The organism is uncultured Microbulbifer sp. (assembly GCF_947504145.1).
Taxonomy (GTDB): Bacteria; Pseudomonadota; Gammaproteobacteria; order Pseudomonadales; family Cellvibrionaceae; genus Microbulbifer.
The window spans coordinates 32,055-57,092 of sequence record NZ_CANNGQ010000006.1 but is presented as its reverse complement, the minus strand read 5'-3'; the positions used below and the strand labels follow the sequence as shown (position 1 = coordinate 57,092).

Here is a 25,038-nt window from a genome sequence, read left to right as displayed (position 1 = left end):
ATGGGAGTGAAATATTATGAGCAATTGGAAACACGGCGCGCCTAAAGTGGCGTTTGTATCCGGTGGTGGTAGCGGCATTGGACTTAACTTGACCCGCGCATTACTGAAGGACGGAGCTTCTGTGGCGATCTTCGACCTCAAGGTGGACGATGCCCTGCTGAATGATTTACACGGACTTTCTCCCAACGCACGGGTGGAGCGGTATTTTGTGGATATCACCGATTCGGATGCGGTGGAAAAGTCCATGGAGGAAGCCGCAAGCACATTGGGGGCCCCGGACTTTGCCATCAATTGCGCGGGAATCCTGCGCACGGCAGTATTTACCGAAATGTCCTACGCCATGTTTGATCAGAGTATGAAGGTCAATCTATACGGTAGCCGCAACTTTGCCGCCGGCGTATTGAAGCATATGCAATCCGGCGGCCATCTGGCCCTGATTGCGTCGCTGGCGGGCATGTGTGGTAGCTATACACACGGTGCCTATGCCACATCGAAATTCGGCGTCGTTGGCCTGGCGGAAGTTCTGCGTACCGAGATGAAACCGAAAGGCATCGATGTGTCGGTAGTCTGTCCGGGTGAAATCTCCACGCCGATGCTGGATGAAGAGCGTCGGGTTGGCAGCAAGGTGACGGAGATTGTGAATGAATTCGCCGGTGTTCTTCCGGTTGAGGTAGCGGTGCAGGGTATTCTCGATGGCCTGCGCAAGCGCACCTTTATGATTACTCCGGGCTTCAAGGCAAAACTTACCCGTTATCTAGCCCGTAGTCACACCGGGCTTTTCCGCTGGATTGTGGATAAAAAAGTGGCAAAGGCCCTGAAACTCTTTGGCGAGAAGACTGCCGTATAAACTGCGGTAAATCGAAAACGCCGTAATTCGCAAACGGGTACAACTCCAATCGAGTTGTACCCCAAATGAGTAGCACCTAAAACGACTAGCACCTAAAACGACTAGCACCTAAAACGAGTAGTACCCCAAACGAGTAGTACCCCAAAAATACAACAATAATTTTGGAGCGCATATGAGAGACCAAACTATGAATGCACGTGAGCTGAGCCAGAGATCTGCCAATCTTGCTGACTATATTGGCCGATGCCTGAAACGGTTTCACGATAAGCCGGCCTATCACTGCCTGGGACAGACATTGACCTTTGGCGAGATCGAGGAAAAATCCCTGCACCTGGCCCGGTGGCTGCAACATCACTGTGGCCTCGAAGCCGGCGACCGCATCGCCATTCAATTGCCCAACATCACCCAGTATCCCATTGCGGCTTATGCAGCTTTGCGCGCGGGACTGGTGGTCGTCAATACCAACCCGCTGTATACCCCGCGGGAAATGCAGCATCAGTTTTCCGATTCCGGTGCCAAGGCACTGGTGATTCTGGCGGATTTTGTCGACAAGTTTGAAGAGATCAAATCCTCGACACAGATTGAACATGTACTGGTCACCGGTCCCGCAGATCTACTGGGTAAGGCGGTGCCGGCGCCCGCGGGCTACTACGGGTTTGTCGACGCGCTGGAGCGCGGATCACTTTGTGGCGATCTGGTGGAGAGCACGGCAACACGCGAAGATATTGCCGTATTGCAGTACACCGGTGGCACCACCGGTGTGGCCAAAGGGGCGAGCCTGACCCACGCCAACCTGTTGGCGAATACCGACCAGATGCTGCAACGCATCCTGCAGCGCGGTAACGAAGGCGAGGAAATTTTTGTCTGCCCGTTGCCGCTGTACCACATATACGCGTTTACTGTGAATATGCTGACCTTTTTCGGCATGGGCAGCCTGAATGTTCTGATTCCGAACCCGCGGGATATCGACGGTTTTGTGAAAATGATTGCGCCATTCCGCTTTACCGGTCTCGCCGGCCTCAACACATTGTTTGTGGGCCTGTGCCGCCACCCGGAGTTCAAGCAGCTGGATTTCAGTGCATTGAAGATGACCTTCTCCGGCGGTACCGCACTGACCAGCAGTGCGGCGGAGCTGTGGCACCAGGTAACCGGCTGTGCGGTTACCGAGGGCTGGGGGCTGTCGGAAACTTCGCCGGTGATCTGCCTGAACGAATTCGATCGCGAGGAAATCGGCACCGTGGGCCCGGTACTGGAAAACACCGAAGTACAGGTGTGGGACGAACAGGGCAATCCCGTGTCCCAAGGCGAGAGCGGTGAGCTGGTGGTACGCGGCCCGCAGGTGATGCAGGGATACTGGAACCGCCCGGAAGCGACCGCTGAGGTCATGCGCGATGGCTTCTTCCGCACCGGCGATGTGGGCCTCATCCAGGACAACGGCAATATCCGCATCGTCGATCGCCTCAAGGACATGATTATTGTGTCCGGCTTTAATGTGTATCCGAACGAGGTGGAAGATGTGCTGTGCCGTCACCCGCAGGTGATTGAGGCCGCGGTGATTGGCGTTCCCAGTGAGCAGACCGGTGAAGCGGTGTGCGCACACCTGGTGGTCGATGGAGAAATTAATGAGCAAGAAGTTATCGACTTCTGCCGAACCCAGCTGACTGCCTACAAGGTGCCCAAGCAGATTGTTATCCAGAGCGAGTTGCCCAAATCCACCGTTGGCAAGATCCTGCGCAGAGAGCTGCGCACTCCGTCGACTGCAGAGCCGGCGTAAACCCCGACCGAACCTTTGAAAAAAGCGCAGCCATTGGCTGCGTTTTTTTGTCTGTAGATAGCCGTTTGCCGCTGTGTGTTGCTGAATTATGGGCACAAAAAAGCCGCCAGTGCGGTAGCAGAGGCGGCATGCGCGCTATATTACATTGACACGGACGAGGGGCATACTCACACGGGGTCTACCATCGAAAATGACAATCTCCAAAAAGACCGAATACGACACAGGCCCGGATTCTTCCGCTCTGGAGCCAGCCGAGGATTCGGCACTCGCACTCGGTCTGCGCCGCGAGGTTGAATTACACGATCCAGACCAGTCTGGCTTCCACCTGGTACACGATGGTCTCTCCGCCTTCGTCGCCCGCGCGGTGCTGATTCAGGAAGCCCGCGTCTCCCTCGATCTGAAATACTATATCTACAGCGATGACGCTTCCGGGCGAATCCTCACCGGCCTGTTGCTGCAGGCAGCCGATCGCGGTGTGCGGGTGCGCCTGCTCGTGGACGACCTGGGTACCCGGGTCACCAACCCCTGGGTGCTGGCCCTGGATGGCCACCCGAATATGCAGATACGGGTGTTCAACCCGGTGGAAGGTCGCAGTGGCCTGCGCCGAGGCATTGAGCAGTTGTTGAACTTTGGGCGGATCAATCACCGCATGCACAACAAACTGCTGGTGTGCGACGGCAACGTCATGATTACCGGCGGTCGCAATATTGCCGACGGCTATTTCTCCAAGGCGGAAACGGAATTTCTCGATGTGGACGTGGTGGCGGTGGGTGCGGTGGTTCAGGACGCCTCGGATATTTTTGACGAGTACTGGAACAGCGAAGTGGCCATCCCCGTCACCGAGCTGGCGCTGGTCGATGACGATACCTGCTCGCTGGAGAATTTACGCGACCTGGTAACGAGTTATCTGGATGGAGAAAAGCAGACCGAGTTCAGTCGGGCGCTTGAAAAATCCAATCTTGCGGAAAAGCTTAAGAGCGGTGAGACGTCATTTCACTGGGGTAAGGCCACACTCTTAAGTGATCCACCGCGCAAGGCGATTGATCGGGACAGTGTACCGGTGAGTGAATATCCCGGTTACAAACTGGAAAAAATTCTCAAGCAGTGCAAACAGCAGTTGCGTATCACCAACGCCTATCTGATACCCGGCGTTCCGGGGCTGGACCTGTTTTCTACGCTACGGCAGTCCGAAGTCAAGGTCGACATCCTCACCAACGCACTCGCTACCAACGATGTGGCTGTGGTGCATGGCGCTTACTCCCGCTATCGCAAGCCATTATTGGAGGCTGGGGTTAATCTGTGGGAACTGCGGCCAGTAGCGGAGCAGAAACAGCGGCTGCATTGGTTCAAGGGGCAGTCGCGGGCGAGCCTCCATGCTAAAACCTTTGTGTTGGATGGTGACCGCTCGTTTGTGGGGTCGATCAATCTCGATAGCCGCTCGATTATCCAGAATACCGAGATCGGTATGCTGATCGAGAACTCAGAAATAAATCGTCAGCTGAATGCGCTATTTGATACCTGGACGGCCCCCGACGCGGCGTGGCATCTACAACTGAGTGACAGTGGGAACATTCGCTGGCACGCGCAGGACGAGGACGGAAAGGTCCTGCAAACCAGTAAAGATCCGGAAACCCATTGGTGGCAGCGCCTGTTGGCCCGCCTGTTATCGCGGCTTCCGATTGAGGAGCAGATTTAATATTCTTGGCTAAATGGTACCCGGCCGCTTTCCTATGTTGAAATCGGCCGGGTAGGGCTGCTACGAAAAGTCCGCTTGCAAAAAACGCTATTGCAACAGCAGTCCGCTAGTTCTTCGGGCGTGGGTTGGGGGTAGACAGGTTCCACCACAACTCGAAGGTATCCAGCAGGGACAGTAGAGACTCAAATTTTTTGGTGTCTCCAGTCACCTTGGCACTACCGGAAGACAGCTTATCCTTAAAGGTGGTAGTACCCATAATGATGTCATTGAGTTCCTTGCGGTCGATGGAAACCGTGGCATCGGGCTTATCGACGGGCGGACCATAGTTCAACACACCGTTTTCAAGAACCAATGAATAGTTGCCCTTGATATCGGGTAGTGAAATATTGAATCTCATCGTTTTACCTGCGGCTTTGGGGCCATTGAGGCGAATACCCAGGTAATCAAAAAACATCTCTGTGGGCATGTTGGCGATGGTGTCGGGGCTGGCGGTAACGGTGGTTGGTAACTTCTTCACACCTTCGCGCAGCTCTTTGGCGCCACTCAGGAAAAAATTGCGCCAGGTGCCGTTTTCCTGCTGATAACCCATTTGCTCCAGTGTGTTGGCCAACAGGTTTTTGGCCTTCTGGTTATCCGGCTGCGCCGAGACCAGGTTGTCCAGTACCTGTGCCACCCAGCGATAGTTGCCCGCGTCATAGTCCTTCTGGGCTTTCTGCAACACGCTGTCCGCGCCACCCATGTACTCGACAAATTTTTTGCCAGCTTCTGTAGGCGGCAGTGGATACAGGCGTGCCGGATTGCCGTCAAAGAAACCAAGGTAATAGTTCCACACCGCGCGGGTATCGTGGCTGACACTGCCGTAGTAGCCGCGATTGCCCCAATAGTCGGCCAGTTCCGGAGGAAGCTCCATCATCTCGGCGGTTTCGACCATGTTGTAACCGTGGTTTGCCAGGCGCAGTGTCTGGTCGTTCAGATACTTATACAGGTCGCGCTGCTTTTTCAGGTGGCTGACGACATTTTCATTACCCCAGGTTGGCCAGTGGTGTGGGGCAAACAGGACTTCTGCCTTGTCGCCCCAGCGTTCCAGGGACTCTTTCAGATAACCTGACCAGGCACCGGCGTTGCGGACCTTGGCACCGCGCAGGGTGTACAGGTTATGCAGCGTATGCGTGGCGTTTTCTGCCGCGGTTACCGCTTTCAGCTCGGGAATATAGAAGTGCATTTCTGCCGGGGCTTCTGTACCCGGTGCCATCAGGAATTCGAACGTCAGGCCGTCGACTTTCAGGGTTTGACCTGTTTTGGAAATGGTATCTGTCGGTTCGATCAGGGTTGCCTGGCCGGTGGAGGTGCCGAGGCCCAGCCCCGTACCTAGCCCATCTTTGGGACCTTTGCCCAGCAGGTTGCCGTACATATAACTTGCGCGCCGAGCCATATGGTTCCCGGCAAACACGTTTTCGCTGACGGATTCTTCAATAAAATGTTCCGGAGCGATAATTTTCACCTTGCCTGCCTTCACATCTTTTTCATCCACCACGCCGCGTACACCACCGTAGTGATCGATATGGCTGTGAGTGTGAATGACGGCAACCACCGGTTTGTTTCCACGGTGTTTGCGGTAGAGGTCAAGGGAGGCTTTGGCCGTCTCCTTGGAGATCAGCGGGTCCATCACTATGACGCCGGTGTCACCTTCAATAAAGGTGATGTTGGAAAGATCGGCGCTGCGCACCTGATAAATGCGCGGAGTGACTTCGTAAAGTCCCCCTTCGGACAAGAGCTGTAGTTGTCGCCACAGGCTGGGATTGACTGTGTCCGGCGCATCCTGGCCTTTGGCAAATTCATAGGCGCTCAGGTCCCAGACCGGTTGTCCTTTGGCATCCTTGATTACGCCTTTGTCGGGCAGTGGTGCGATAAAGCCCTTTTTGACGTTTTCGAAATCTTCTTTGTTATTAAACGGAAGCTCAGACTTTACAGCCGCATTGGCTTTTTTGGTTGTATCCGTCGCGGCGTTCTGCGCCAACGCCAGCGGCGAAGACAAGACCAGTATCCCGGCGGTCAGCGCTGAGTAAAAAAGGGTATGGGCGCACTGTCTGCGAATCATAGAGTCGCTCCTTGAATCTTGTTCTGTGGAAATTTGACGAATCCGTTGGTTAAAACTCGAATTGCACGGAACCACCGAGGAAGTGCAGAGCACTGTCTTCATAGGTGCCTTCGAGTCGTGGGCTGAACGGTGGGCGGCCCGTTTGATCAATGTCGATGTCGCCCAGTGATACGTAGTTATAGCCTATGTCCATGGTGACTCCGGGGCAGAGCTCCTTTCCTGCGCCAAGGCCAAACGTCACCGATTTGTTGGTGACCGTGTCTGCGGTAATGCTTGACGTATTTGCCATACCGCTTTCGGCGGAAACACCGGTCGACAGCGACCACCCCTGCAACTTACCCTGATCGAATGTATGCCGAATACCGACGGCAAAGGCGCCGGTGTCGTGGTATCCCCGGTTTACCTTCACAGAAGTTTGGTTGGGGTTGTCCAGGGCGAGGCTGACACCGGCATACTCTGACCAGTCCTGCCAGGCCAGGTTGAAATACAGGGTGGTGGCGTCGGTCAATTCCTGCTGCAGGCTAGCGGTGACCGTGGCGGGAACATTGATGCCTATTTCAGTCCCTGTGTTGTCGAGCCGGCCGACGACAGGCTCAAACAATGGACCGAAGTCGCGCAGTTTCAATTCGTCGTCAAATTCAAACTCCACCTTGGATGTATAGGTAATGCCAAAGGTGGTGCCGTTGACGGGGCGGAAAATGATGCCCAGATTACCGCCATATCCCATGTCGAAATCTTTAAAGCGCAGGTAGGCGTCTTCGTCGATTAATCCGGCCCGAGGGGCGGACTGAAAGCTAAAGTAGCCCGCCATGGCGTTGAGGCCCAGCCCGAGTGACAGGCAGTCGTTTACCTGCCAGCTGAGTGAAGGGATCAGGCTCATGCCGAGCAGGTCCACATTTTGTACAAAGCGGCGGCCCTGCCAGTCATCATGGTAATCAAGACCGAGGCCAAAGTTACCGGCCATGGCAAAGCCCCAGCCGATATTGTCGGTCAGCTTGCCGGCGGCAAACCCGCCAAGGCCCGGGAACCACTTGAGGGGGTTACCGCCATCATTCCCCGGTACATTGCTGAGTCCGTCGTCGGTAAATTGAATATCACCGTAGAGTGCCTGGCCGGCGACACGTACTTCGGTTTTATCCCGCCACACGGTGCCCGCGGGGTTGGTGAAGGCGGTTGCAGTTTCTTCCGGCATTGCGGCCCAGCCGGCACTGGCCGTCCCAAGTGTTGGTGTGCCGATTTGCCACAGCATAATGCCGCCGGCCTGCGCGGCGGGCGCAGAGAGCAGAGCGACGAGTAGTGGCAACAATTTTTTTACGGGGCGGTGTTTTTTCATGGCCATTGCCCTCTGCAGAGGATGGAGCAGGTAAATTCAGGTTTTATCGACAAATACCAGGTGGTTATTTCGGGAACAGCATCACCCAGTTCATCCGAAAGCCCCAATCGTGGCCGCCGCCTTCGGGGCTTTCCGCGTAGTAGCGGGGGCCCGCCTGAATTTGATAGGTCTGCTTACCCACCTTGAATACTTTGGCTACGAGGAAGTGCACCGGTACATTCCATTGCTCGCTTTCCCAGTCGTAGGTGGATTCGGTTTGAAGCGTAAATGTCCACGAGGTGGGCGTGTTGTACGCGAAAAATGGCTGAATGAAGGTGCTGTTAACGTCGGCGCGGTTGTCATCACCTGCAAATGACCAGATGTGGTTGACCAGGGAACCGATGGTCCAGGGGCCGGTTTGTTTGAGCACGACGCCGGTGGGACCCGCGCCCCATTTTTCGGTGCCGAGTAGCGGCTCGGTACCCGTGGGCAACAGGAAAACAGGGCCAACACCCCAGATAACGCCGCCCGCCGTAGGCTCTTTGGGCGAAAAGAAGGCACTCTGTACCGTGTCCCCAAGGCCGGTCTGTTCGCCGCTGCCAGGGAAAATGGCTTCCTGGTTGATGACCGGGAGAATAGTGCGGCTGATCAGATTCCACTCTTCATTGAGGGAAATAGGGATGACCGGCTGAATATTCAGGGTGTACTTGCGCCCCCCGTCGGTGGGGCCGACGCGATTGTCCCAATTGTGCTGAAACGGCACGCTGATTAGGTCGGAGACCGGATTGCTGAGTTGTTTGGCCAGGTCGGCGTCGGCAAGCGCATTGCTGCTGATCGCGATCAGGATGATTAGCGCGGCGAAACTACGGTACATCTTTATTCACCTGTTGAGGTAAGTCGTGAAACGGCTTTCCCCAGTCTAGCCATACCTTGGTCACTTTTGCTCTGTTGCGTCGCGGGGCTCGACCTATTGACGATAAATGGCGAGCCATAAAAAAAGCGGGCGACAAATTCTCTCTGTCGCCCGCTTTCGATGGATGTGATTTGGTTGGATTGGCGGAATTGAATTACCGGAAACTCTGGTGGCGTGCTATTTGGCAGCCATCGCCAGCGCGACGATACCCGGACCGAGATTGATGCCGCCCGACAGGCTCATGATGGAGCGATAGATTTTTACTTTGTGCTCGGCCGCGGTTTTCACCAGAGATTGAAAGCTGGGTGTTTTTTCGAGATCGCTCAGTGGCCCGGCAATACTGACTACCACCGCCGGCATCAGCAGTTCCCCCGCCACGATTTTTTCTTCCGCTCGTTGGAACAGGCGGTGGGTGCATCCATCATAGGTTTTTACCGTATCCGCGACGGCGGAACCCTGGTATGTCATGGAAATGATCGGGTGCAGATTGAGTGAGCGCGCCATAAAGGCTTTAAGCCAGCTCACACTTTTTTCATTTTTTTGGCGGCCGCGTTCACGGAGGTAGTACACATCTTTGATCGCCGCGTATCCCACAATTTTGCGCCCGAACTCTTCGGTGCGAGATTTTACCTGTGCACCGCTGAGCCCTTTCTGGATCAATGACAGCGTGTAGAGTGCCAGCAGCCCCTGGCCTGAAAACAGTGAGTGGGAATCCACGGTGTGGATTTGCACCGAGTCGTTGCTCAGCCGGTTGGCGACTCTGACCGCATTGGCGTAAGTGGGGCTGTTGTCGCCGTTGATGGTCTGGACGACGATGTCTTTCTTTCCCTGGCGGATCAGCTTGGCAAGTACTGCTTCTATTTCAGATTCACCAGCGGGCCCTGAATTCACCAGGCGGGAACGGTCTACCAGCGAGCGGGTGTAAAAATGGGCCATCTGCGCGGGATTGCGCTGGTCGCCAAAGAAGTCTTTGCCAACACTCACGCTGTGGGGAAGCACCGGGATATTGTATTTGCGCAGGAACTCATCGGGGAGATCGCAGCCGGAGTCGACGACTAACTGAACCATGGGGCACCTCTTATTATCCGGTTCACGTTCGGAAATATTTGGCGCCAAATTTAGCACTAGTTCACATTTTTCGACAGTTAAGCGGGGCCATTTTACGGGCTTAGTGGTGACTGGTTAGTCTGGATGCGGGGGCGGGATTAAAAGGAGAGCAAAAAATGGCCGCAGCGGGGTGCTGCGGCCGAAGCACCTTGGGTTTCAAGGAGATGATGCCATCTGTGAGATTTGTTGGCGGGTGAATTCGAGTAGTGCTGGAGAGCCGCTGTGCACTTTGAGAGATGCCGGGATCGGCGCAACCAGCCATTCCACTGCCCAGTCGAGCCCTTCACCACGTTTCAGGTTGTGTGCGGCGCTTTGTACTTCCAGTTCCAAGTAAGGCTTTTCGCCGCTCAGGTAAAGCTCGATATCCCCTTCACCGGTGGCCATATTTTTCGCCGCCACTTTCGGGTACACCTTCAGATACAGCAGCCCATCCTGCGCGTAGGCCAGCCAGCCCTCGCTGCCATTGGCAATCACCTTGCCCTCCACCAGTGCCGCGTCGGCCTCCATGGGCAGCCATAGCGTGTCGTTTTCCAGCGTGTAGGCCACCTGGCCGCGCACGGTTTTCACACTGTCGGTGGTTACCGGTGCAAAGGCCAGGCCGCGGTTTGGTACCCGGGTGACTTCCCAGGCGGCAACTTCGGGAAAATCTGTATCCGTATCGATGCGGTAATGCACCGTGGCACTGTGGCCACTATTCAATGTGATGGTCTTGCTCACTCGGGCACCCGCGCCAAAACGGCTGCGGAGCGTGGCCGAATCAGCGCTCTTTGCTGATACGGCATAGGGCGCGCTGTCGTGTTCGGGTACCGGTGGCCAGTTCCACAAGGATTGCGGGCTCAGCCAGAAGGTGGAGCCAAAGTTGTTGCCACCAGGCTGCGGTAGCGCCAGCAGGTCTTGATCGCCGAACCGCAGCTCGGTGATCCGGCCACCGTACGCCGGGTCCAGCGCCAGATGGAGTGAACCCTTGCTGAGCTGGATGCTGGTGTCATCGGCCAATCCGTTTGCGGTCGCCAGCAGGGCAGACAGGCCAAGCGCTGCGGCGCTTTTTTTCAGACGGTGTAAACACAACACGGCTCAACCCCCGCAGTGAATCTGTGCCTGCGCAGCGGTACCGGGGACAAACTTGATGTCGGCCACGGCCATGGCGAGCTTGCCTTCGCTGTGGAAAGACAGGCCCTGGGAGACTTTGGTGAAGTCCACACCGGCCTCGGCGAAGCACTTCAGGTCGATGGAGACCTGGGACCAGTCGCCCTGGGGCAATGCATTCAGCGCATTCTGCAGGGGCAGGGCGCCGCCACAGTTGTTGCCTTCGCAGGCAATCTGCGCGAACACCGGCGCTTGCGGCGCCTGGTCTACGCGGATATCCATGGTCAGTGCGGCGCCTTCATCCAGGTAGCGGCTCATGTCCTGGGGCTTCTGGGTTTGCAGTACCACGCTGCCGGCGCGCAGGCCTTTCCAGGTGAGTGCGCGGGCGTCCTCTTGCGACAGCCTGTCGATGGAGGCAACGGTGATGTTGTCGTCCGCACTACTGGCAAGGTTGCCACTAACCCAGACGGGGGCTTGTTTGCTGTCGTCGATAAACAGTTTCCACGGAGCCTGTGGGCGCGACACCATCAACCAGGCGTCTTCCAGCTTGCCGTCCACATAGGATTCGCCGTCTTCGTTCAGGTTGTTGGCCAGTTGTGTGCTGCTTGTGTAATCGAGGCCGTAACCGTATGAAAACAGCGGGGCATAGTTTGGATCATCGCGGTTGATGACAGTCTGGTGTACCAGCTCCGGCCAGCTGAACGACAGGCGACCGGTGAAGTCGTAGCGTTTTTTGCCCTCGGTATCGGTGAGCAGTACATCGGCAACGCCTGCACCTTCCGAGCCCGGTAGCCAGGCGGCGACGAAGGCGTCGGACAGGTTCAGCTCTTTGTTCACCCACAGCGGTCGGCCCGAGAGGAAAACACTGACCACCGGAATATTCTGTGCCTTGAGTTTCTGCAGTAACTCCTGATCTTCCTTGCTGCCCAGCTGGAACTCGATGCTGGCCAGGTCGCCGTGCCACTCGGCGTAGGGATCTTCGCCGAACACCACAATGGCCACATCGGGTTTTTCACCGTTGAAGACGCTGTCCTGCAGTTCGCCATCTTCACTCAGAACCACCTTACCGCCGGCGGCGTCCACTGCCTGTTTAATGCCGGTGTAAATGGACGTGGCCCCGGGGAAGTCTTCGGCGGTGTTGCCGGTGCCCTGCCAGGAGATGGTCCAGCCACCACTTTGTTTGGAAATACTGTCGGCACCATTGCCAGCCACCAGGATGTTTTTGCGGGCATCGACCGGCAACAACTGATCATTGTTTTTCAGCAGCACCAGGGATTTACGCACCGCTTCACGGGCAATGGCGCGGTGCTCGGCGTTGCCGAGGATACCGGTTTTACCGGCGAGAGGGCGGTCGCGCTCGAACAGGCCCGCGCGGATTTTTACCCGCAGGATCCGGCTTACCGCATCGTCGATGCGGCTCATGGGAATCTCACCACTTTTTACCTGTGCAATGGTGTTTTCGAGCAGGGCTTTCCACTCGGCGGTGATCATAAACATATCCAGGCCGGCGTTAACGGCCTGAGCACAGCTGTCGATGGTGCAGCCGTCTACAAAGCGGTGACCATTCCAGTCGCCGACCACAAAGCCGTCAAAGCCCAGGCGCTCTTTCAGTACATCGGTGAGCAGGTATTTATGGCCGTGCAAACGCTTGCCATTCCAGCTGTTGAAGGAGGCCATTACCGATTGCACGCCGGATTCGAGTGCGGTGAAGTAGCCGGCGGCGTGAATCTCGGCCAGCTCCTTTTCACTCACTTCGGTGTCGCCGCGGTCGATTCCGCGGGTGGTGCCGCCGTCGCCGACAAAGTGTTTGGCGGCGGACACCAGGTGGCGACCATCGAGAAACTCTTCGCTGTTTTTATCGCCCTGAATACCTTTGATCATCTCGCGCGCGTAGGCGGCGACGATTTCCGGGTCTTCGGAGTAGCTTTCAAAGGTGCGTCCCCAGCGGTCGTCGCGCACCACGGCAATGGTGGGTGCGAAGGTCCAGTCCACTCCGGTCACCGCGACTTCGCGGGCGGTGGCTTGGCCGATGCGGCGGATCAGCTCCGGGTCGCGCGCAGCGCCCAGGCCGATATTGTGCGGGAACAGGGTCGCGCCGATCACGTTGTTATGGCCGTGTACCGCGTCGCTTCCCCAGATAATCGGGATGGGCACACCGCCGTCACTATCGTCCATGGACGCCGCAAAATAGGCATCTGCCAGTTGGCGCCAGTCGTCCGGCGTGGCGAATTTGTCATTGTTCGGAAAGGTGCCGCCGCCGTTCAGAATGGAGCCAATGTGGTACTGCTTCACTTCTGCCGGGGTGATGGATTTAATTTCTGCCTGCATCATCTGGCCGACTTTTTCTTCCAGCGTCATTTGCGCGAGCAGGTCGGCGATGCGGGTTTCAAGCTGTTCGTCACGGGGCAGGGCGGGCTTCAGAGCCGGCCAGTTTTCCAGTGCGTTGCGTTGATCCGATGTGTTTTCGGTGGGGAGGGGGGTGTCACCGCCAGCGGTGTTGATGGAGTCGTTCTTATGCTCGCTGCAGGCAGCGAGGGCAGTTGTCAGCATGATGCTGGCTGACAGGGTTTTCAGGTAAGACATGGGTACTCCGTAACGGTTCCGGCGCTGCAATGTGCGAATTCAAAAAAAAGGCGGGGGCCCTGAGAAAGGGTAAACAAGGCCCCCGCAATCACTACTTGGGAAATATGCGCTTCTTACACGCAGAGAGAGAGACTAATCAGAAGTTCACCTTGAAGCGCGCGCCGTAGGTGCGCGGCAGGTTGGTAAACCGCAGATTATTGCCGTGATCAATGATTCCCTTATTAGAGACGGTTATGTCGGTCAAATTCGCCCCATAAACTTCAACCCGGTATTTTCCGGAGTTGTCGGTAAAGCCGATGCCGGCGTCCACATTGACGTAGCCGTCTACCTTGTCGGCGTAATCCGGGTCGCTGCCGATCACGGTTTCACCATCGATCAGGTCGTAATCAGTGTCGTTCCAGATACTCAGGTAGTAGTCGCTGCGGTACATGGTGGAAATGGACCAGTCAAAGGTACCGGCGGAGGTGTCCAGTTGCTGCGACAGCGCCATGGTCATGGTGAAGTCGGAAGACAGTGGCAACTGCTTGCCGGCAATGTCGACAATCGGGAGATCGGTACCCCAGCCCTGGCGGGTATCCGCCATGGTGCCTTCCTTGATTTCTGCATTGAGCCACAGGGCAGTCACATCCAGCATCAGGTCGGCGGGGAGCAGGAATTTGCTTTCCAGTTCCAGGCCGGTGATTTCCGAGTCGGCTATATTGCGGTTTTGCAGGGAACTCGCACTTTCGTCTTCCGCGGTGGCTACGATCATCTGGAATACCTGATCGGCGTAGTCGTAGAAGAAGGCGGAGGCGTTCAGGCGGGTGGGGACGCTGCCGAGGGTCAGCTCGTTTTTGCTACCCACTTCATACATCACCAGTTTTTCCGGTGCGTAGGGCTCGGCAACCAGGTTGCCGTTCGGGTCTACCAGAGTGTCATTGAAACCGCCGGACTTGTGGCCGGAAGCGATGCTGGCGAACAGCATATTGTCTTCGGTCAGCTGATAGGTACCGCCTATGCGGAAATCGGTATAGTTTTCTTCATAATCACCTTTTTGTTGTACCGGCGCACCAACGGTCCAGGGCATGGTGATGTCGGTACAGGCTGGGTCGGTGACACAGGCAATCTGGTCGTCCAGATTGTCGTCCGCACCCCAGCTACCGACGCCATCGAGCAGGTAGGCGTACAGCTGGTCCGGGGTTGCGCCAACTATGTCGTAGTTACTGCGGCCAAGCCCGTCGTATTTAAAGCCGGGAGTACCTATGCGAGAGGGGATAGCCGTGCCCCATTCGTCGCCGGCTTCAAAGAACGCGAAAGCCCAGTTGCCGCCGGTACCGAAGCGGGATTTTTCTTCCTGGGTACGTCGCAAGCCCGCAAAACCGGTGAGTTTTTCGCTGAAGTCGTAGGAGACATCTACATAGGCTGCCATCGAGGCGCTATCGACGTCGGGCATAACCCACTCGGTGCCGGTGTACCAGGTGCCTCCATCGCTGAGGCTGAACAGGGCCGCTTGCTGGTCTTCCTCGAACTGGAAGATGCCGGTCGTCCAGGACAGGGGGCCATCGCCGTTGGAGAAGAGGCGCAGCTCGTTCACCATGGACTCCGACTGGGTGTTCCAGTATTGGCTACTGTAATTTTCCTGGTTCACTTCGTTGTGACCCGGGAAGTAAACACCGTCGTTGGAAGCATTGACCTGCTTGAAGTCCAGGTCGCGATAGCTGCTGGACAGCTCCACCGAGAAGCCCTCGAAGTCGTGGGTCAGCACCGCCATGATGCCACTGTGAGTGGAATCCAGATCGCCCTCGGTGCCGCGGTAGAGGACATTGCGCGGGTCGTCGAGGTCGTCAAAGTCGTAGCCGGATTGCAGTGCCTGCTTGATCTGGGCACCGGGGTAGCCGGTACCGCCTTCCTGAGTCTGGTCCGCGACGACGTAGAGGTTGGTGTTTTCACCGATATCCCACAAGGCGGAAAGACGGAAAGACTGCACGTCTTCACTGCCCGCAGCATCCAGGCTGCTGTTGGCACTGGCGTTGCTGAAGTATGGATCGTGTTGTTCGGTGTACCCGGCGAGTCGCAGGGCAAAGGTATCGGTGACGGGTAGATTGACGGCACCGCGGGTGCCGAAGTTGTTGAAATTGCCGGCAGACAGTTCCAGGTCCGCGCTCATCTCATCCATGTTTGGACGGTTGGCAACAATATTCAGGGTACCAGCGGTGGCGTTGCGTCCGCGCAGAGTGCCTTGCGGGCCCTTCTTCACTTCCACCCGAGCGATGTCATAGAACATGGCGCCGACGCCACGTGGGCGTGGAATGTATACGCCGTTGACGTGGGTGGCCGCCGCAGGGTCGCCGAGTTCCGTATTGTTACTGGAACCTACACCGCGGATGTAGATTTCCATATTGCCTTCCTGATCGGCAATATTCAGGCCGGGAACGACATTCTGCAGATTCTGGAAGTTGGTGCCGACCCCGAGACGGTCCAGGGCGTCCTGATCGAATGACTGAGCCACGCCAGCGACGCTTTGCAGGGTCTGCTCGCGGCGCTCTACGGTGACCACTACTTCTTCCAGCACTTGCGAGCTCCCTGTCTCTTCGTCGGATTGGGCGTACAGGCTACTGCTCATGAAGCCGGCAGCTATTGCGGTGACTGTTGCGGCAACACTCGCGGCTAGTTGGTCTCTCTTGAATCGCACCATCGCTGGCACTCCTTTTTTATGTTTGTCGTATTGGGTGTTCGTCAAAGTTGAGCACTTCTTTGTCTCGTGCCCGATATTGGGGAAGGAGCGGTTGCCGGTCGTCTTGGTTACTGCATCTGCACAACATTGAACGTCCAACTATGGGTAAAGCGCGAAGTTGTACCTTTTGCTGCGTCGATCTGGTCGGAAATTGAGCATTCTGGTACGCTGAGCTAAGCCGATAACAATACAAAGAGAGCTTGCCTGGTCCATGGATACCCTCCTGTTTAACGTGCACGACGTCATCCTCATGATGACCAGTTATCAGTGCCTGTTGTTTGCCCTATTACTGACTGCGGTACGTAGCGAGCAAAAGTTCAGTTTTCTGCTGCTGGCTGCATTCCTTGTTACCCAGGCCATGATTCCCATGGATACCCTGATCAGCTACGGCGCCGGGGTGCGCCAGTGGGCCATCGATACCTCGCCGAACCTGTTCTATATCTTCGGGTTTGCCTACTGGCTCGAGGGGCCGGTGCTGCTCTGGTATACCCGCTCCCTGATCTACAAAGACTATCGACTTGGGCGGGCTGACCTCTGGTACCTGTTGCCTTTTGCTGCCTACGCCCTGTTTGAATATTTCACTTATTTCCGCTTCGACAGCACCACAAAAATCGCCATGTTGCAGGGGTACACCCCCTACGGCGAATCTCTGCTCAATCTACTGATTGGCTTTGGCAGGGAATTGTTGCGCCTGCTGTTCGGTGTTTTCTGCCTGATCGAGATTCGCAATTGCCGCCGGCAGATGCGCGAGCGGTATTCGAACGTGGAGCGTATTGACTTCAAGTGGCTGCTGATTCTGGTCTGGGGCTTTGTGCTGCTGCGCGGTTGGGCGGTACTGGTCAATGTGGCACTGACGTTGGCCGCGCAATGGGATAGTGCGGTGGACTTCCGTGTTATGGGGCTCGCCAGTAACTACACCGTCTTTATCCTCATCAGCGCGATGATCTTCTTTAGCCTCAGCTATGCGTCGATGTTTGAAGGCATCGACCGAAAATCGGCGACGTCGGCTGGGGTCGGTGCTGCAAGCGGTTTGAAAGGGGGGGCTGAAGTCGAAAATAAGCCGGCGGTGGATACCGCATTGGCCGAGCGTATTGCGCGCTTTATGGAAACTGAAAAACCCTACCTGGAACCGTCACTTACTTTGGAACAGCTGGCGGCCCAGTTAAATGTACCCAAACGCAATGTATCCACCGCAATCAACCGTCACTTCGAGCGCAATTTCTTCGAGTTTGTGAATCACTATCGGATCGAAGAAGCGCAACGGAAGCTAGTCGACCCACACTGTGTGGATTTGACGATCATGGATATCCTGCTGGACTGCGGCTTCAATACCAAAGCCACGTTCAATGCGTTCTTCAAGAAGCTGGTGGGTATGACGCCTACTGAATATCGTAAAGAAGAGTACCGTAAGCAGAACTTGCCGGAAAAAACTGCATCCGTGCAGTAAGTTGATTCCCTATCGGACGAGGCAAGGTGATATCCACTGAGTGGATTGAGAGATGATCAGTCGGTCTGCACCCTGTTCAAGGTAGCCCCGGGCAGGGTGCAGTTTGTGCACACGGCTTGTGTCTTCGCGCGGCTATCGATTGATAACCGCGCGTGCCCAATTAACCGCGCATTTCTTCCAGTTCCAGCCCTTTGGTCTCGTGCACCATATACAGTACAAACGCTACCGAGAGCAGGGCGAACAGGGTGTAGATACCGTAAGCACCTGCCAGGCCGATGCCGGTCAGCATGATCGGGAAAGTCATGGTGATGGCGAAGTTCGCTACCCACTGGGCGAGGCCAGACACCGCCAGGCCAGAGCCGCGGATCTGGTTCGGGAACATTTCACCGAGCATGGTCCACATGGCCGGGCCCCAGGAACCGTTGAAGAAGAATACATAGGCGTTGGCGGCGATCAGTGCCAGCAGGCCCATGCTCTGGGAGAGTTGCAGCTTGCCGTCGACGAGAGAGGAGTTGGCGAAGGCGAAGGCGACCAGCCCGAGAGTGACGGCCATACCGATGGAGCCCACCAGCAGCAGCGGTTTGCGACCGATCTTGTCGATCAGCGCCATGGTGATCAGACAGGCCGCGATGCTCACACCACCGGAAATAATGTTGATCATCAGTGCGTCGGATTCAGAGAAGCCTACCGCCTGCCAGAGTACCGCACCGTAGTAGAACACCACATTGATGCCCACCAACTGTTGGAAGGTGGCAAGGCCGATGCCCACCCAGACGATCTTGCGCACCTTGCCAACCCGCTTGCCGGTACTTTCCAGCAGGTCCGCCATACGCGGGCGGTGATCGCCTGCAACGGATTCGCGGATGCTTTCCAGCTTCTGTTCAACCGCTGCTTCACCGTACAGCTTGCGCAGCACTGCGGTCGCTTTGGAGGTCTGTCTGGACATCACCAGATAACGCGGGCTTTCCGGAATCAGCAACAGGGCGAAAAAGAACAAGGCGGCCGGAACCATTTCAATCCAGAACATCCAGCGCCAGGCGTTGTAGCCCATCCACCACTCATTGACTGCAGAGCCCGCGGTGTTTGCCAGCCAGTAGTTGCTGACAAAAGCTGTGAATAGGCCCGAAATAATGGCGATCTGGTTGATGGTGATCAGGCGTCCACGAATGGCCGCCGGGGCAATCTCACTGATATAGGCCGGTGACATCACACTGGCAGCACCGACCGCCAGGCCGCCGAGAATACGATAGAACACGAATTCCCCGGAGCTGCTGGCAACACCGGAACCCCAGGCGCTGACCAGGAACAGCACCGCTGCCACCAGCAGCAGTGTTTTGCGGCCCCAAAGATCCGCGAGGCGGCCGGCGAAGAAGGCGCCGAAGGCGCAACCCAGCAACATGGAGGCGACGTTGAAGCCGGTACCGGCGGTATTGGAATTGAACGCCTGCTGTAGCCCGGTCACGGTGCCGTTGATCACACCACTGTCGAAACCGAACAGGAAACCACCAATGGTGGCCACACTACAGATCAGGATGATAAAGGGGAGGGGCGTCGCGTCCTGGTGGCTTTGCAATGCCCCCAGGTTGCCCTCGGCGGAGTTCTCAATCGCTTGCATGGGTTACTACCTGCTTTTTATTGTTTGTGGGCGGGCGGTGTCTCCACCGCCCGGTATCACGGGTAAATCAAAGTCGGCTTTTGGCCGTTTCTGTCTGTTCTTGATCTATGCGTTCTTTAGAGTGACGTTTTGCGGGCGGAAAAGCGTCCTACTTTAGGAAAAAACCTAAAGTTGGACGCTACCCGAGGCCCACTTTCCACCAATCGACCCATTTGAGGTGGGACACACCGGTATTGAGAAAAACTCGGGCGGCAGATTTACTGCAGCTTAAAGCTTCCCTGCAGGCCGGATTCTGCATCTGGTGCCACCCACACGTGGAAGTCCCCAGGCTCAATGACCTGCTGCATATCGGCGTTGTGGAACGCCAGCTGTGCCGGTGCCAGGGTGAAGGATACGGTGCGCGACTCTCCCGGCTGCAAGGTTAGACGTTCAAACCCTTTAAGCTCCCGCACCGGGCGCGACACGCTGCCCACCAGATCGCGCACATACAGCTGGGCGGTTTCGGTGGCGGTGGTCTTGCCGGTGTTGGTGATGGTGGCGGAGATTTCCAGTTGGCCGTTGAAGTCCAGCTCGTTGCTGCTGAGCTCCAGGTCGCTGTAGTCGAACTCGCTGTAGGTCAGACCGTAGCCGAACGGGAACAGCGGCTTGTGGCCGTAGTCCAGCAGGTTGGAGGAGTTACCCGGCTGGTGCTGGAATACCTCGCGGCCGATTTTTTCGATCCGTGTGTAGTTCTCTTCAGTCGCCGGGCGGCCGGTGGCCAAGTGGTTGTAGTAAATGGGGATCTGGCCTGCACCCACCGGCCAGGTCAGCGGCAGGCGACCGGACGGGGAGCTTTCTCCATAGAGCACGTCTGCCAGTGCCGGGCCGGCCATGGTGCCCGGGTGCCAGGCCATCATGACCGCGTCCGCCTGCTCCAGGGTTTTGTCCAGCTGCAGCGGGCGGCCAGCCAGTAACACCATGGCGAGCGGCTTGCCGGTTTTGGCCAGTTCCGCCACCAGTTCTGTCTGGGCGCCGGGCAGGCGGATATCGCCGCGGCTGTGGCCCTCACCGGACAGGATCGCTTCTTCACCGCCCACAAACAGAATCACATCGGCCTTCTTTGCCGCCTTGATGGCAGCCTTGAAACCACGGGTACTGGTGTCACGGCTGTAGTCGAGGCCTGCAGCGTAGAGAATCTCACCGTCATCGCCGACCATTTCGCGCAGGGCGGGCAGCAGGGTGTGGGAATGCTTTTTGTCACCGTTGTAGATCCAGGTACCCAGCTGGTCGTGGGCGGCGTCGGCCAGGGGGCCGATGACGGCGACGGTCTGGCCTTTCTTCAGCGGCAACAGTTGTTTGTCGTTCTTGAGCAGAACAAAGGTTTCCTTGGCGGCGTCTTTGGCGGCGTTCAGGAAATTGTCATTGCGAATAATCTGCTCGCGTTCGGCCTTGGACTTGGCGCGGGGGTAGGGGTGGTTCCACAGATCCAGGCGCAGTTTGACCCGCAGGATATTGGCCACGGCGGTGTCCAATTGCGTTTCACTGAACTTGCCTTCGTCCATCAACTGGGGCAGAAATTTTTCGTAGGTGTCGGTGTGCATCTCCATATCGATGCCGGCATTGGCGGCGAGGGTTGCCGCGTGCTTGGCGTCGCGGGCGAAGCCGTGGGGCACCATTTCCATGACCGCGTTCCAGTCACTCACCACAAAGCCGTCGAAGCCCCATTCGTCGCGCAAAATCTGCTTGAACAGGAAGGGGCTGCCGGTACCCGGAACATCGTTCAGGGTACTGTACGTACTCATGATGCTCTGCATGCCCGCATCGATGCCGGCCTTGAACGGCGGCAGGTAGATGTCCCGCAGCAGGCGTTCGGGAATATAGGCACTGTTGTAATCGCGTCCGCCTTCCGCGGCACCGTAGCCGGCAAAGTGTTTGCCGCAGGCGGCGAGGCTGGTGGGATCGGCAAGGTTGCCGGTCTGGAAGCCTTCCACCATGGCGACACCGAGAACGGAGGTGAGCAGCGGGTCTTCCCCCAGGGTTTCCGCGATGCGGCCCCAGCGCGGGTCGCGGCTGATGTCGATCATCGGCGCGAAGGTCCAGCGGATACCATCGGCACTGGCTTCCTGTGCGGCCACGCGCGCACCGTTTTTGATCAGTTCCGGATTCCAGCTGGCGGCCTGGCCGAGGGGAATCGGGAAAATGGTCTCGTAGCCGTGAATCACGTCCTGGCCGAATAACAGCGGAACCCCCAGCGGGCTTTCTTCCACCGCAATGCGCTGCAATTCTTCAAACGCGTTTTTATCCACGGAACTGAAATTGACGTTCAGGAATCCGCCCACGCGCCCGTCACGCACGGCCTGTTTGATGGATTTCATATCCGAAGCGCCAAAGGTGCCCCAGTCGCGCAGGGCCAGCTGGCCGATTTTTTCCTGCACGGACATCTGTGCCAGCAGGTTTTGGATACGGGATTCGATGGCTTCCTGTTGTTGGCTCTGCTGTGGCTGCGCGCCCGGAACCGTGGTTTCGTTGGCGGCCTGAAGTGGCAGGGCGGCGGCGAGTGATAGAAGTCCGGCCATCACGCCAATAGTAAGGGGGTGTTTTTTCATGGTACTCACTCTCGAAACTCTTTCCTGGAGCTCTTTGTAAAAGCTCGCTTGAAACGTTCACTCAATGCTTTTTCGCAATGTTTTCTTGCAAAAACTTTTTGCGATAACTTCTTGCAACTACTTTTCACATCTACTTTTCACAAAAAAACCTAAAGCTCCAAGGTTCTCCAGTCTCTCTCATCCCGTTGGCCGGGTTCCGCGCGCACGTTGAATCCCGGGGGGGGAGTGCGGGGAAAAAGGCCCCCACCACCATGGGTGGGGGCAAGAGAGACAATCGACGAGAACGATCGCTTTAAGAAGTTTTGGTCATTAGAAGTTGTAGTTGCCGCGGATGCCGTAGAAACGCGGCATGGAAACCGGCCCTTTGATTACGTGGTCGCCACCGCCGGCCCAGTAGGTTTCTTTCTGGTCGGTGAGGTTGTAAACAAAGGCTTCTACATTCCACTTGTTGTCCGGTGCTTCCAGCTTGAGGGTGCTGTTTACACTGTGGAATGCCGGGCGCACATCACTGAACGCATCGGGGGTTTCTGTGACAAAGGCGTCGTAGTGTTTATCCACGTTCTGGAACGTGTGATACGACTTGTCCCGCCAGAAATAGCTGAGGTGAGGAACAATGGCAAAGCCGTTGTTGAATCGGAAGGTGTGGGTGTAGTTCAGCTTGGCGCTGAGCTTCGGTGAAGCCGCCAGCTCGTTGCCTTTCAGGTTGACCTTCATGGCATCGTTGTCTGGATTGGTGGCGGCACCGTGATCCACTTCGAACAGATCGGTGGCTGCAAAATCCCAGTGGTAGATGAAGTCGCTGGTGATTTCGGTATCCAGCCAGGTGACGTAACCGTCGAAGCGGCCGTTTTCAATCGGTGCCCAGTCAAACTCCACTTCCAGGCCTTTGATGGCGGCGGTGCCGATATTGTCGGTCTGGAACACGGTCTGGGTTTCGGTGGTGATTTCACCGGTCAGCTCACCGGTGCCGTCCGCGCGCTCTTCTACATAATAGGGGAAGATGCCTTTGGCGGAGGCCGCCTGCATATCTTCGTAATCGCTATAGAAGAAGGTTGCCATCACGTTCAGGCTGCCGTCCAGGTAAGTACCCTTGGTACCCAGCTCGTAGGTGGTAACCACTTCCGGATCGTAAGTGTTGCGGTGACGCTCTTTGATGATGCGCTCGCCGTTGGCGTCCAGCAGGTATTCGGCAGTGTCGGGGTTCTGTTCATATTGCACGAATACATCGCCGATACCACCGGACTTGAAGCCGTTGGCCACATAGCCGAAAACCATCAGGTCGTCGTTGACGATGTAGTCCAGGCCCACGCGGTAGTTGGTGAAATCCCAGGTGCCTTTGGTTTGGTTGTCACTGACGGCGGTGTAAATACTGGAATCGTCAAAGTAATCCGTGGGCAACTGGTTGAAGGCATCGCGATCCCAGGCCGGGAAGCAGCGCTCGCCAGTTTGCGGATTGATGGTGTCGCCGTTACAGGTCATGTTGCGGCCACCCACGTCCTGCTTGGTGTCTTCGGTGTGGCGCAGGCCCAGGGTCAGGTTCAGCTGGTCGGTCAGTGCGTAGGTACCCTGGGCGAATACCGCCTGGGATTTGAGTGTGCGGTTCGGCTGGTTCCAGTAATCCGCATTGGGTCCGCTGTTGATCCAGCCACCCTGCATGTTGTTGTCTTCTTCGAAATAGAAGGCGCCGGCGATCCACTGCAGTGGACCGGAACCGGTGGATTGCAGCTGAAGCTCGTGCGACTGAGAGGTGAAGGTCGCATCGCGGAAGAAGATGGACATATCCCAACCGGTGATACCGCGGTCCTGGTCGGAATGCTGTGAGCGCACTTGCTCGGCCCAGCCGGCGTTGTACACCAGCTCCATATTGTCGCTTACATCCCAGCTCAGGTTGGAGCGTATGGATTCGATATTCAGGTCGAGGAAGCCGGGCACGCTGACGTTGACGGTGAAGTCGTCGGCACCGGGGCCGTACACGCTTTCACAGCCCAGCTGACCGGGTACTGGTGTGGCGGAAATATTGCCGTCCGCATCCAGGTAGTTGCCGTCGCCGTCTTTGCGAATGCGTTTGGCGGCCATGTCACAGTTCAGGGTGTCGGCACCGCCGGCGCTATCGTCCTGGAATTGCTCATAGGCCAGCATCCACGACAGGGTTTCGCTGGGCTCCCACAGGGCGCTCACACGGAAGGCGTACTGGTCGGAGTTGTTGTAGAAGTCGGACGGATCGGCTTTGACCAGTTCCTGTACCTCACCGCTGCCCCAGCGTTCGCGTTGGCGCAGGCTGCGGTCTTCATCGGTGCCGGTGTAGACCGGGGCGTTCTGGATTTCTTCCGGCAGGTAGCGCACGTCCCACTGGTTGGGGTCGTAGTAGCCGTCCAGGTAGGAGTCGCGGGATTCCTGCATAAACGAGGCGCGCAGGGCGAAGGTCTCGCTCACCGGGATATTGATCATGCCGCGGGTCTGCTGGTGGTTCCAGCGGCCGGCTTCGATGCCTACGGACGCGTCGAACTCGTTGAAGTCCGGGCGTTTGGAAATGATGTTGACGCTGCCCACAGTGGAGTTACGACCAAACAGGGTGCCCTGCGGGCCGCGCATGGCTTCCACCCGCTCCACGTCGAACATCAGCGCCATGGCGCCTTGCGGTCGGGGGGAGTAAATGCCGTCCAGGTGCAAGCCGACGGAAGGATCGCCCAGTTCGGTGATATTGGTGGAGCGCACGCCGCGCATGGCAACTACCGGCGCGGTCTGTGAGGAATCCATGGAGATTTCCATGTTTGGCACCATCTGTGCCATATCCTTGATGTTGGTCAGGCCTTCCCGGTCCAGCTTCTCCTGGGTGAAGGCGGTGATGGAAACGGGGGTCTCCATCAGATTGGTTTCCCGCTTGGTGCCGGTAACGGTCACTTCTTCCAGGGCGTTGGTGGCATAGGCACTTTGTGCTTCTACCGGCGTTTCCTGTTGTGCATCTTGTTGCGCAAAGGCGAAGCCGGAGTTCACCAGCGCAATGGAGAGCGCCAGAGGCTTGTGCAGTCTCTTCATCGGTATTCCTCTCATGTTTATTGTTTTCGGTCGCCAAATCTGGGCGACGGAGGAAATTTGCCAAATGCCTGGAGCCCGGGCGTCCGGATGCGGTTACTCGAACGCAAAAATCCCGATTTTTTTGGCGTTCGACTATCCTACGCGCAGTCGAACCTGGGGTAAATGTCTGCAAATCAATGACTTAGAAGTTTTGGTCGCTGGCGGCGCCGGGTCATAAAGCGGTCAA

Annotated in this window: 14 protein-coding genes; 4 read left to right on the top strand and 10 right to left on the bottom strand. The window is 56.9% G+C overall.

What is annotated here, in order from left to right:
* Positions 1-16 precede the first annotated feature (16 nt).
* The 3 genes from Q1A74_RS17440 (at position 17) to Q1A74_RS17430 (ending at position 4,317) form a co-directional block, all read left to right on the top strand.
* Positions 17-847, top strand: coding sequence for an SDR family NAD(P)-dependent oxidoreductase (locus Q1A74_RS17440; protein ID WP_299599363.1), 831 nt, complete (start codon positions 17-19; stop codon positions 845-847).
* A gap of 172 nt (positions 848-1,019) precedes the next feature.
* Positions 1,020-2,621 carry an AMP-binding protein gene (locus tag Q1A74_RS17435; protein WP_299599361.1) on the top strand — a complete coding sequence of 534 codons (1,602 nt, stop codon included), beginning with the start codon at positions 1,020-1,022 and terminating at the stop codon, positions 2,619-2,621.
* Between the two features lie 190 nt (positions 2,622-2,811).
* Positions 2,812-4,317 carry a phospholipase D family protein gene (locus Q1A74_RS17430; protein ID WP_299599359.1) on the top strand — a complete coding sequence of 502 codons (1,506 nt, stop codon included), beginning with the start codon at positions 2,812-2,814 and terminating at the stop codon, positions 4,315-4,317.
* 106 nt (positions 4,318-4,423) lie between these two features.
* On the opposite strand, the gene Q1A74_RS17425 is transcribed toward Q1A74_RS17430, so the two are convergent.
* From Q1A74_RS17425 to Q1A74_RS17395, 7 genes are all read right to left on the bottom strand, one after another.
* Positions 4,424-6,415 carry an alkyl sulfatase dimerization domain-containing protein gene (locus tag Q1A74_RS17425; protein ID WP_299599358.1) on the bottom strand — a complete coding sequence of 664 codons (1,992 nt, stop codon included), beginning with the start codon at positions 6,413-6,415 and terminating at the stop codon, positions 4,424-4,426.
* 49 nt (positions 6,416-6,464) lie between these two features.
* Positions 6,465-7,748, bottom strand: a complete 1,284-nt coding sequence (locus Q1A74_RS17420; protein WP_299599356.1) for an OmpP1/FadL family transporter — start codon at positions 7,746-7,748, stop codon at positions 6,465-6,467.
* Positions 7,749-7,812: 64 nt separating this feature from the next.
* On the bottom strand, positions 7,813-8,601 hold the full coding sequence (locus Q1A74_RS17415) for a transporter (RefSeq protein WP_299599354.1): 789 nt from the start codon (positions 8,599-8,601) through the stop codon (positions 7,813-7,815).
* Positions 8,602-8,817: 216 nt separating this feature from the next.
* Entirely contained in the window at positions 8,818-9,708 is an 891-nt protein-coding gene (locus Q1A74_RS17410) for a DegV family protein (RefSeq protein ID WP_299599352.1), read from the bottom strand.
* A 195-nt stretch (positions 9,709-9,903) separates the two neighbouring features.
* Positions 9,904-10,818 (bottom strand): DUF4380 domain-containing protein, encoded by a 915-nt coding sequence (locus tag Q1A74_RS17405; RefSeq protein WP_299599351.1) that lies wholly within the window; start codon positions 10,816-10,818, stop codon positions 9,904-9,906.
* 3 nt (positions 10,819-10,821) lie between these two features.
* A complete protein-coding gene (locus Q1A74_RS17400; protein ID WP_299599349.1) occupies positions 10,822-13,416 on the bottom strand; it encodes an exo 1,3/1,4-beta-D-glucan glucohydrolase in 2,595 nt (864 codons plus the stop codon).
* A gap of 136 nt (positions 13,417-13,552) precedes the next feature.
* On the bottom strand, positions 13,553-16,018 hold the full coding sequence (locus Q1A74_RS17395; protein WP_299599347.1) for a TonB-dependent receptor: 2,466 nt from the start codon (positions 16,016-16,018) through the stop codon (positions 13,553-13,555).
* Positions 16,019-16,340: 322 nt separating this feature from the next.
* On the opposite strand from Q1A74_RS17395, the gene Q1A74_RS17390 reads away from it, so the two are divergent.
* Entirely contained in the window at positions 16,341-17,576 is a 1,236-nt protein-coding gene (locus Q1A74_RS17390; protein WP_299599346.1) for an AraC family transcriptional regulator, read from the top strand.
* Positions 17,577-17,736: 160 nt separating this feature from the next.
* Here Q1A74_RS17390 and Q1A74_RS17385 read toward each other — a convergent pair whose 3' ends face one another.
* From Q1A74_RS17385 to Q1A74_RS17375, 3 genes are all read right to left on the bottom strand, one after another.
* Positions 17,737-19,191, bottom strand: a complete 1,455-nt coding sequence (locus Q1A74_RS17385; RefSeq protein ID WP_299599344.1) for a sugar porter family MFS transporter — start codon at positions 19,189-19,191, stop codon at positions 17,737-17,739.
* Between the two features lie 257 nt (positions 19,192-19,448).
* Positions 19,449-21,776: a beta-glucosidase BglX gene (bglX, locus tag Q1A74_RS17380; protein ID WP_299599342.1), complete on the bottom strand. Its 2,328-nt coding sequence runs from the start codon at positions 21,774-21,776 to the stop codon at positions 19,449-19,451.
* Between the two features lie 309 nt (positions 21,777-22,085).
* On the bottom strand, positions 22,086-24,812 hold the full coding sequence (locus Q1A74_RS17375; RefSeq protein WP_299599340.1) for a TonB-dependent receptor: 2,727 nt from the start codon (positions 24,810-24,812) through the stop codon (positions 22,086-22,088).
* Positions 24,813-25,038 lie beyond the last annotated feature (226 nt).

Coding starts and splice junctions, on each gene's coding strand:
- Q1A74_RS17440 (WP_299599363.1), top strand. CDS start 17: ATGAGCAATTGGAAACACGGCGCGCCTAAAGTGGCGTTTGTATCCGGT.
- Q1A74_RS17435 (WP_299599361.1), top strand. CDS start 1,020: ATGAGAGACCAAACTATGAATGCACGTGAGCTGAGCCAGAGATCTGCC.
- Q1A74_RS17430 (WP_299599359.1), top strand. CDS start 2,812: ATGACAATCTCCAAAAAGACCGAATACGACACAGGCCCGGATTCTTCC.
- Q1A74_RS17425 (WP_299599358.1), bottom strand. CDS start 6,415: ATGATTCGCAGACAGTGCGCCCATACCCTTTTTTACTCAGCGCTGACC.
- Q1A74_RS17420 (WP_299599356.1), bottom strand. CDS start 7,748: ATGAAAAAACACCGCCCCGTAAAAAAATTGTTGCCACTACTCGTCGCT.
- Q1A74_RS17415 (WP_299599354.1), bottom strand. CDS start 8,601: ATGTACCGTAGTTTCGCCGCGCTAATCATCCTGATCGCGATCAGCAGC.
- Q1A74_RS17410 (WP_299599352.1), bottom strand. CDS start 9,708: ATGGTTCAGTTAGTCGTCGACTCCGGCTGCGATCTCCCCGATGAGTTC.
- Q1A74_RS17400 (WP_299599349.1), bottom strand. CDS start 13,416: ATGTCTTACCTGAAAACCCTGTCAGCCAGCATCATGCTGACAACTGCC.
- Q1A74_RS17395 (WP_299599347.1), bottom strand. CDS start 16,018: ATGAGCAGTAGCCTGTACGCCCAATCCGACGAAGAGACAGGGAGCTCG.
- Q1A74_RS17390 (WP_299599346.1), top strand. CDS start 16,341: ATGGATACCCTCCTGTTTAACGTGCACGACGTCATCCTCATGATGACC.
- Q1A74_RS17385 (WP_299599344.1), bottom strand. CDS start 19,191: ATGCAAGCGATTGAGAACTCCGCCGAGGGCAACCTGGGGGCATTGCAA.
- bglX (WP_299599342.1), bottom strand. CDS start 21,776: ATGAAAAAACACCCCCTTACTATTGGCGTGATGGCCGGACTTCTATCA.
- Q1A74_RS17375 (WP_299599340.1), bottom strand. CDS start 24,812: ATGAAGAGACTGCACAAGCCTCTGGCGCTCTCCATTGCGCTGGTGAAC.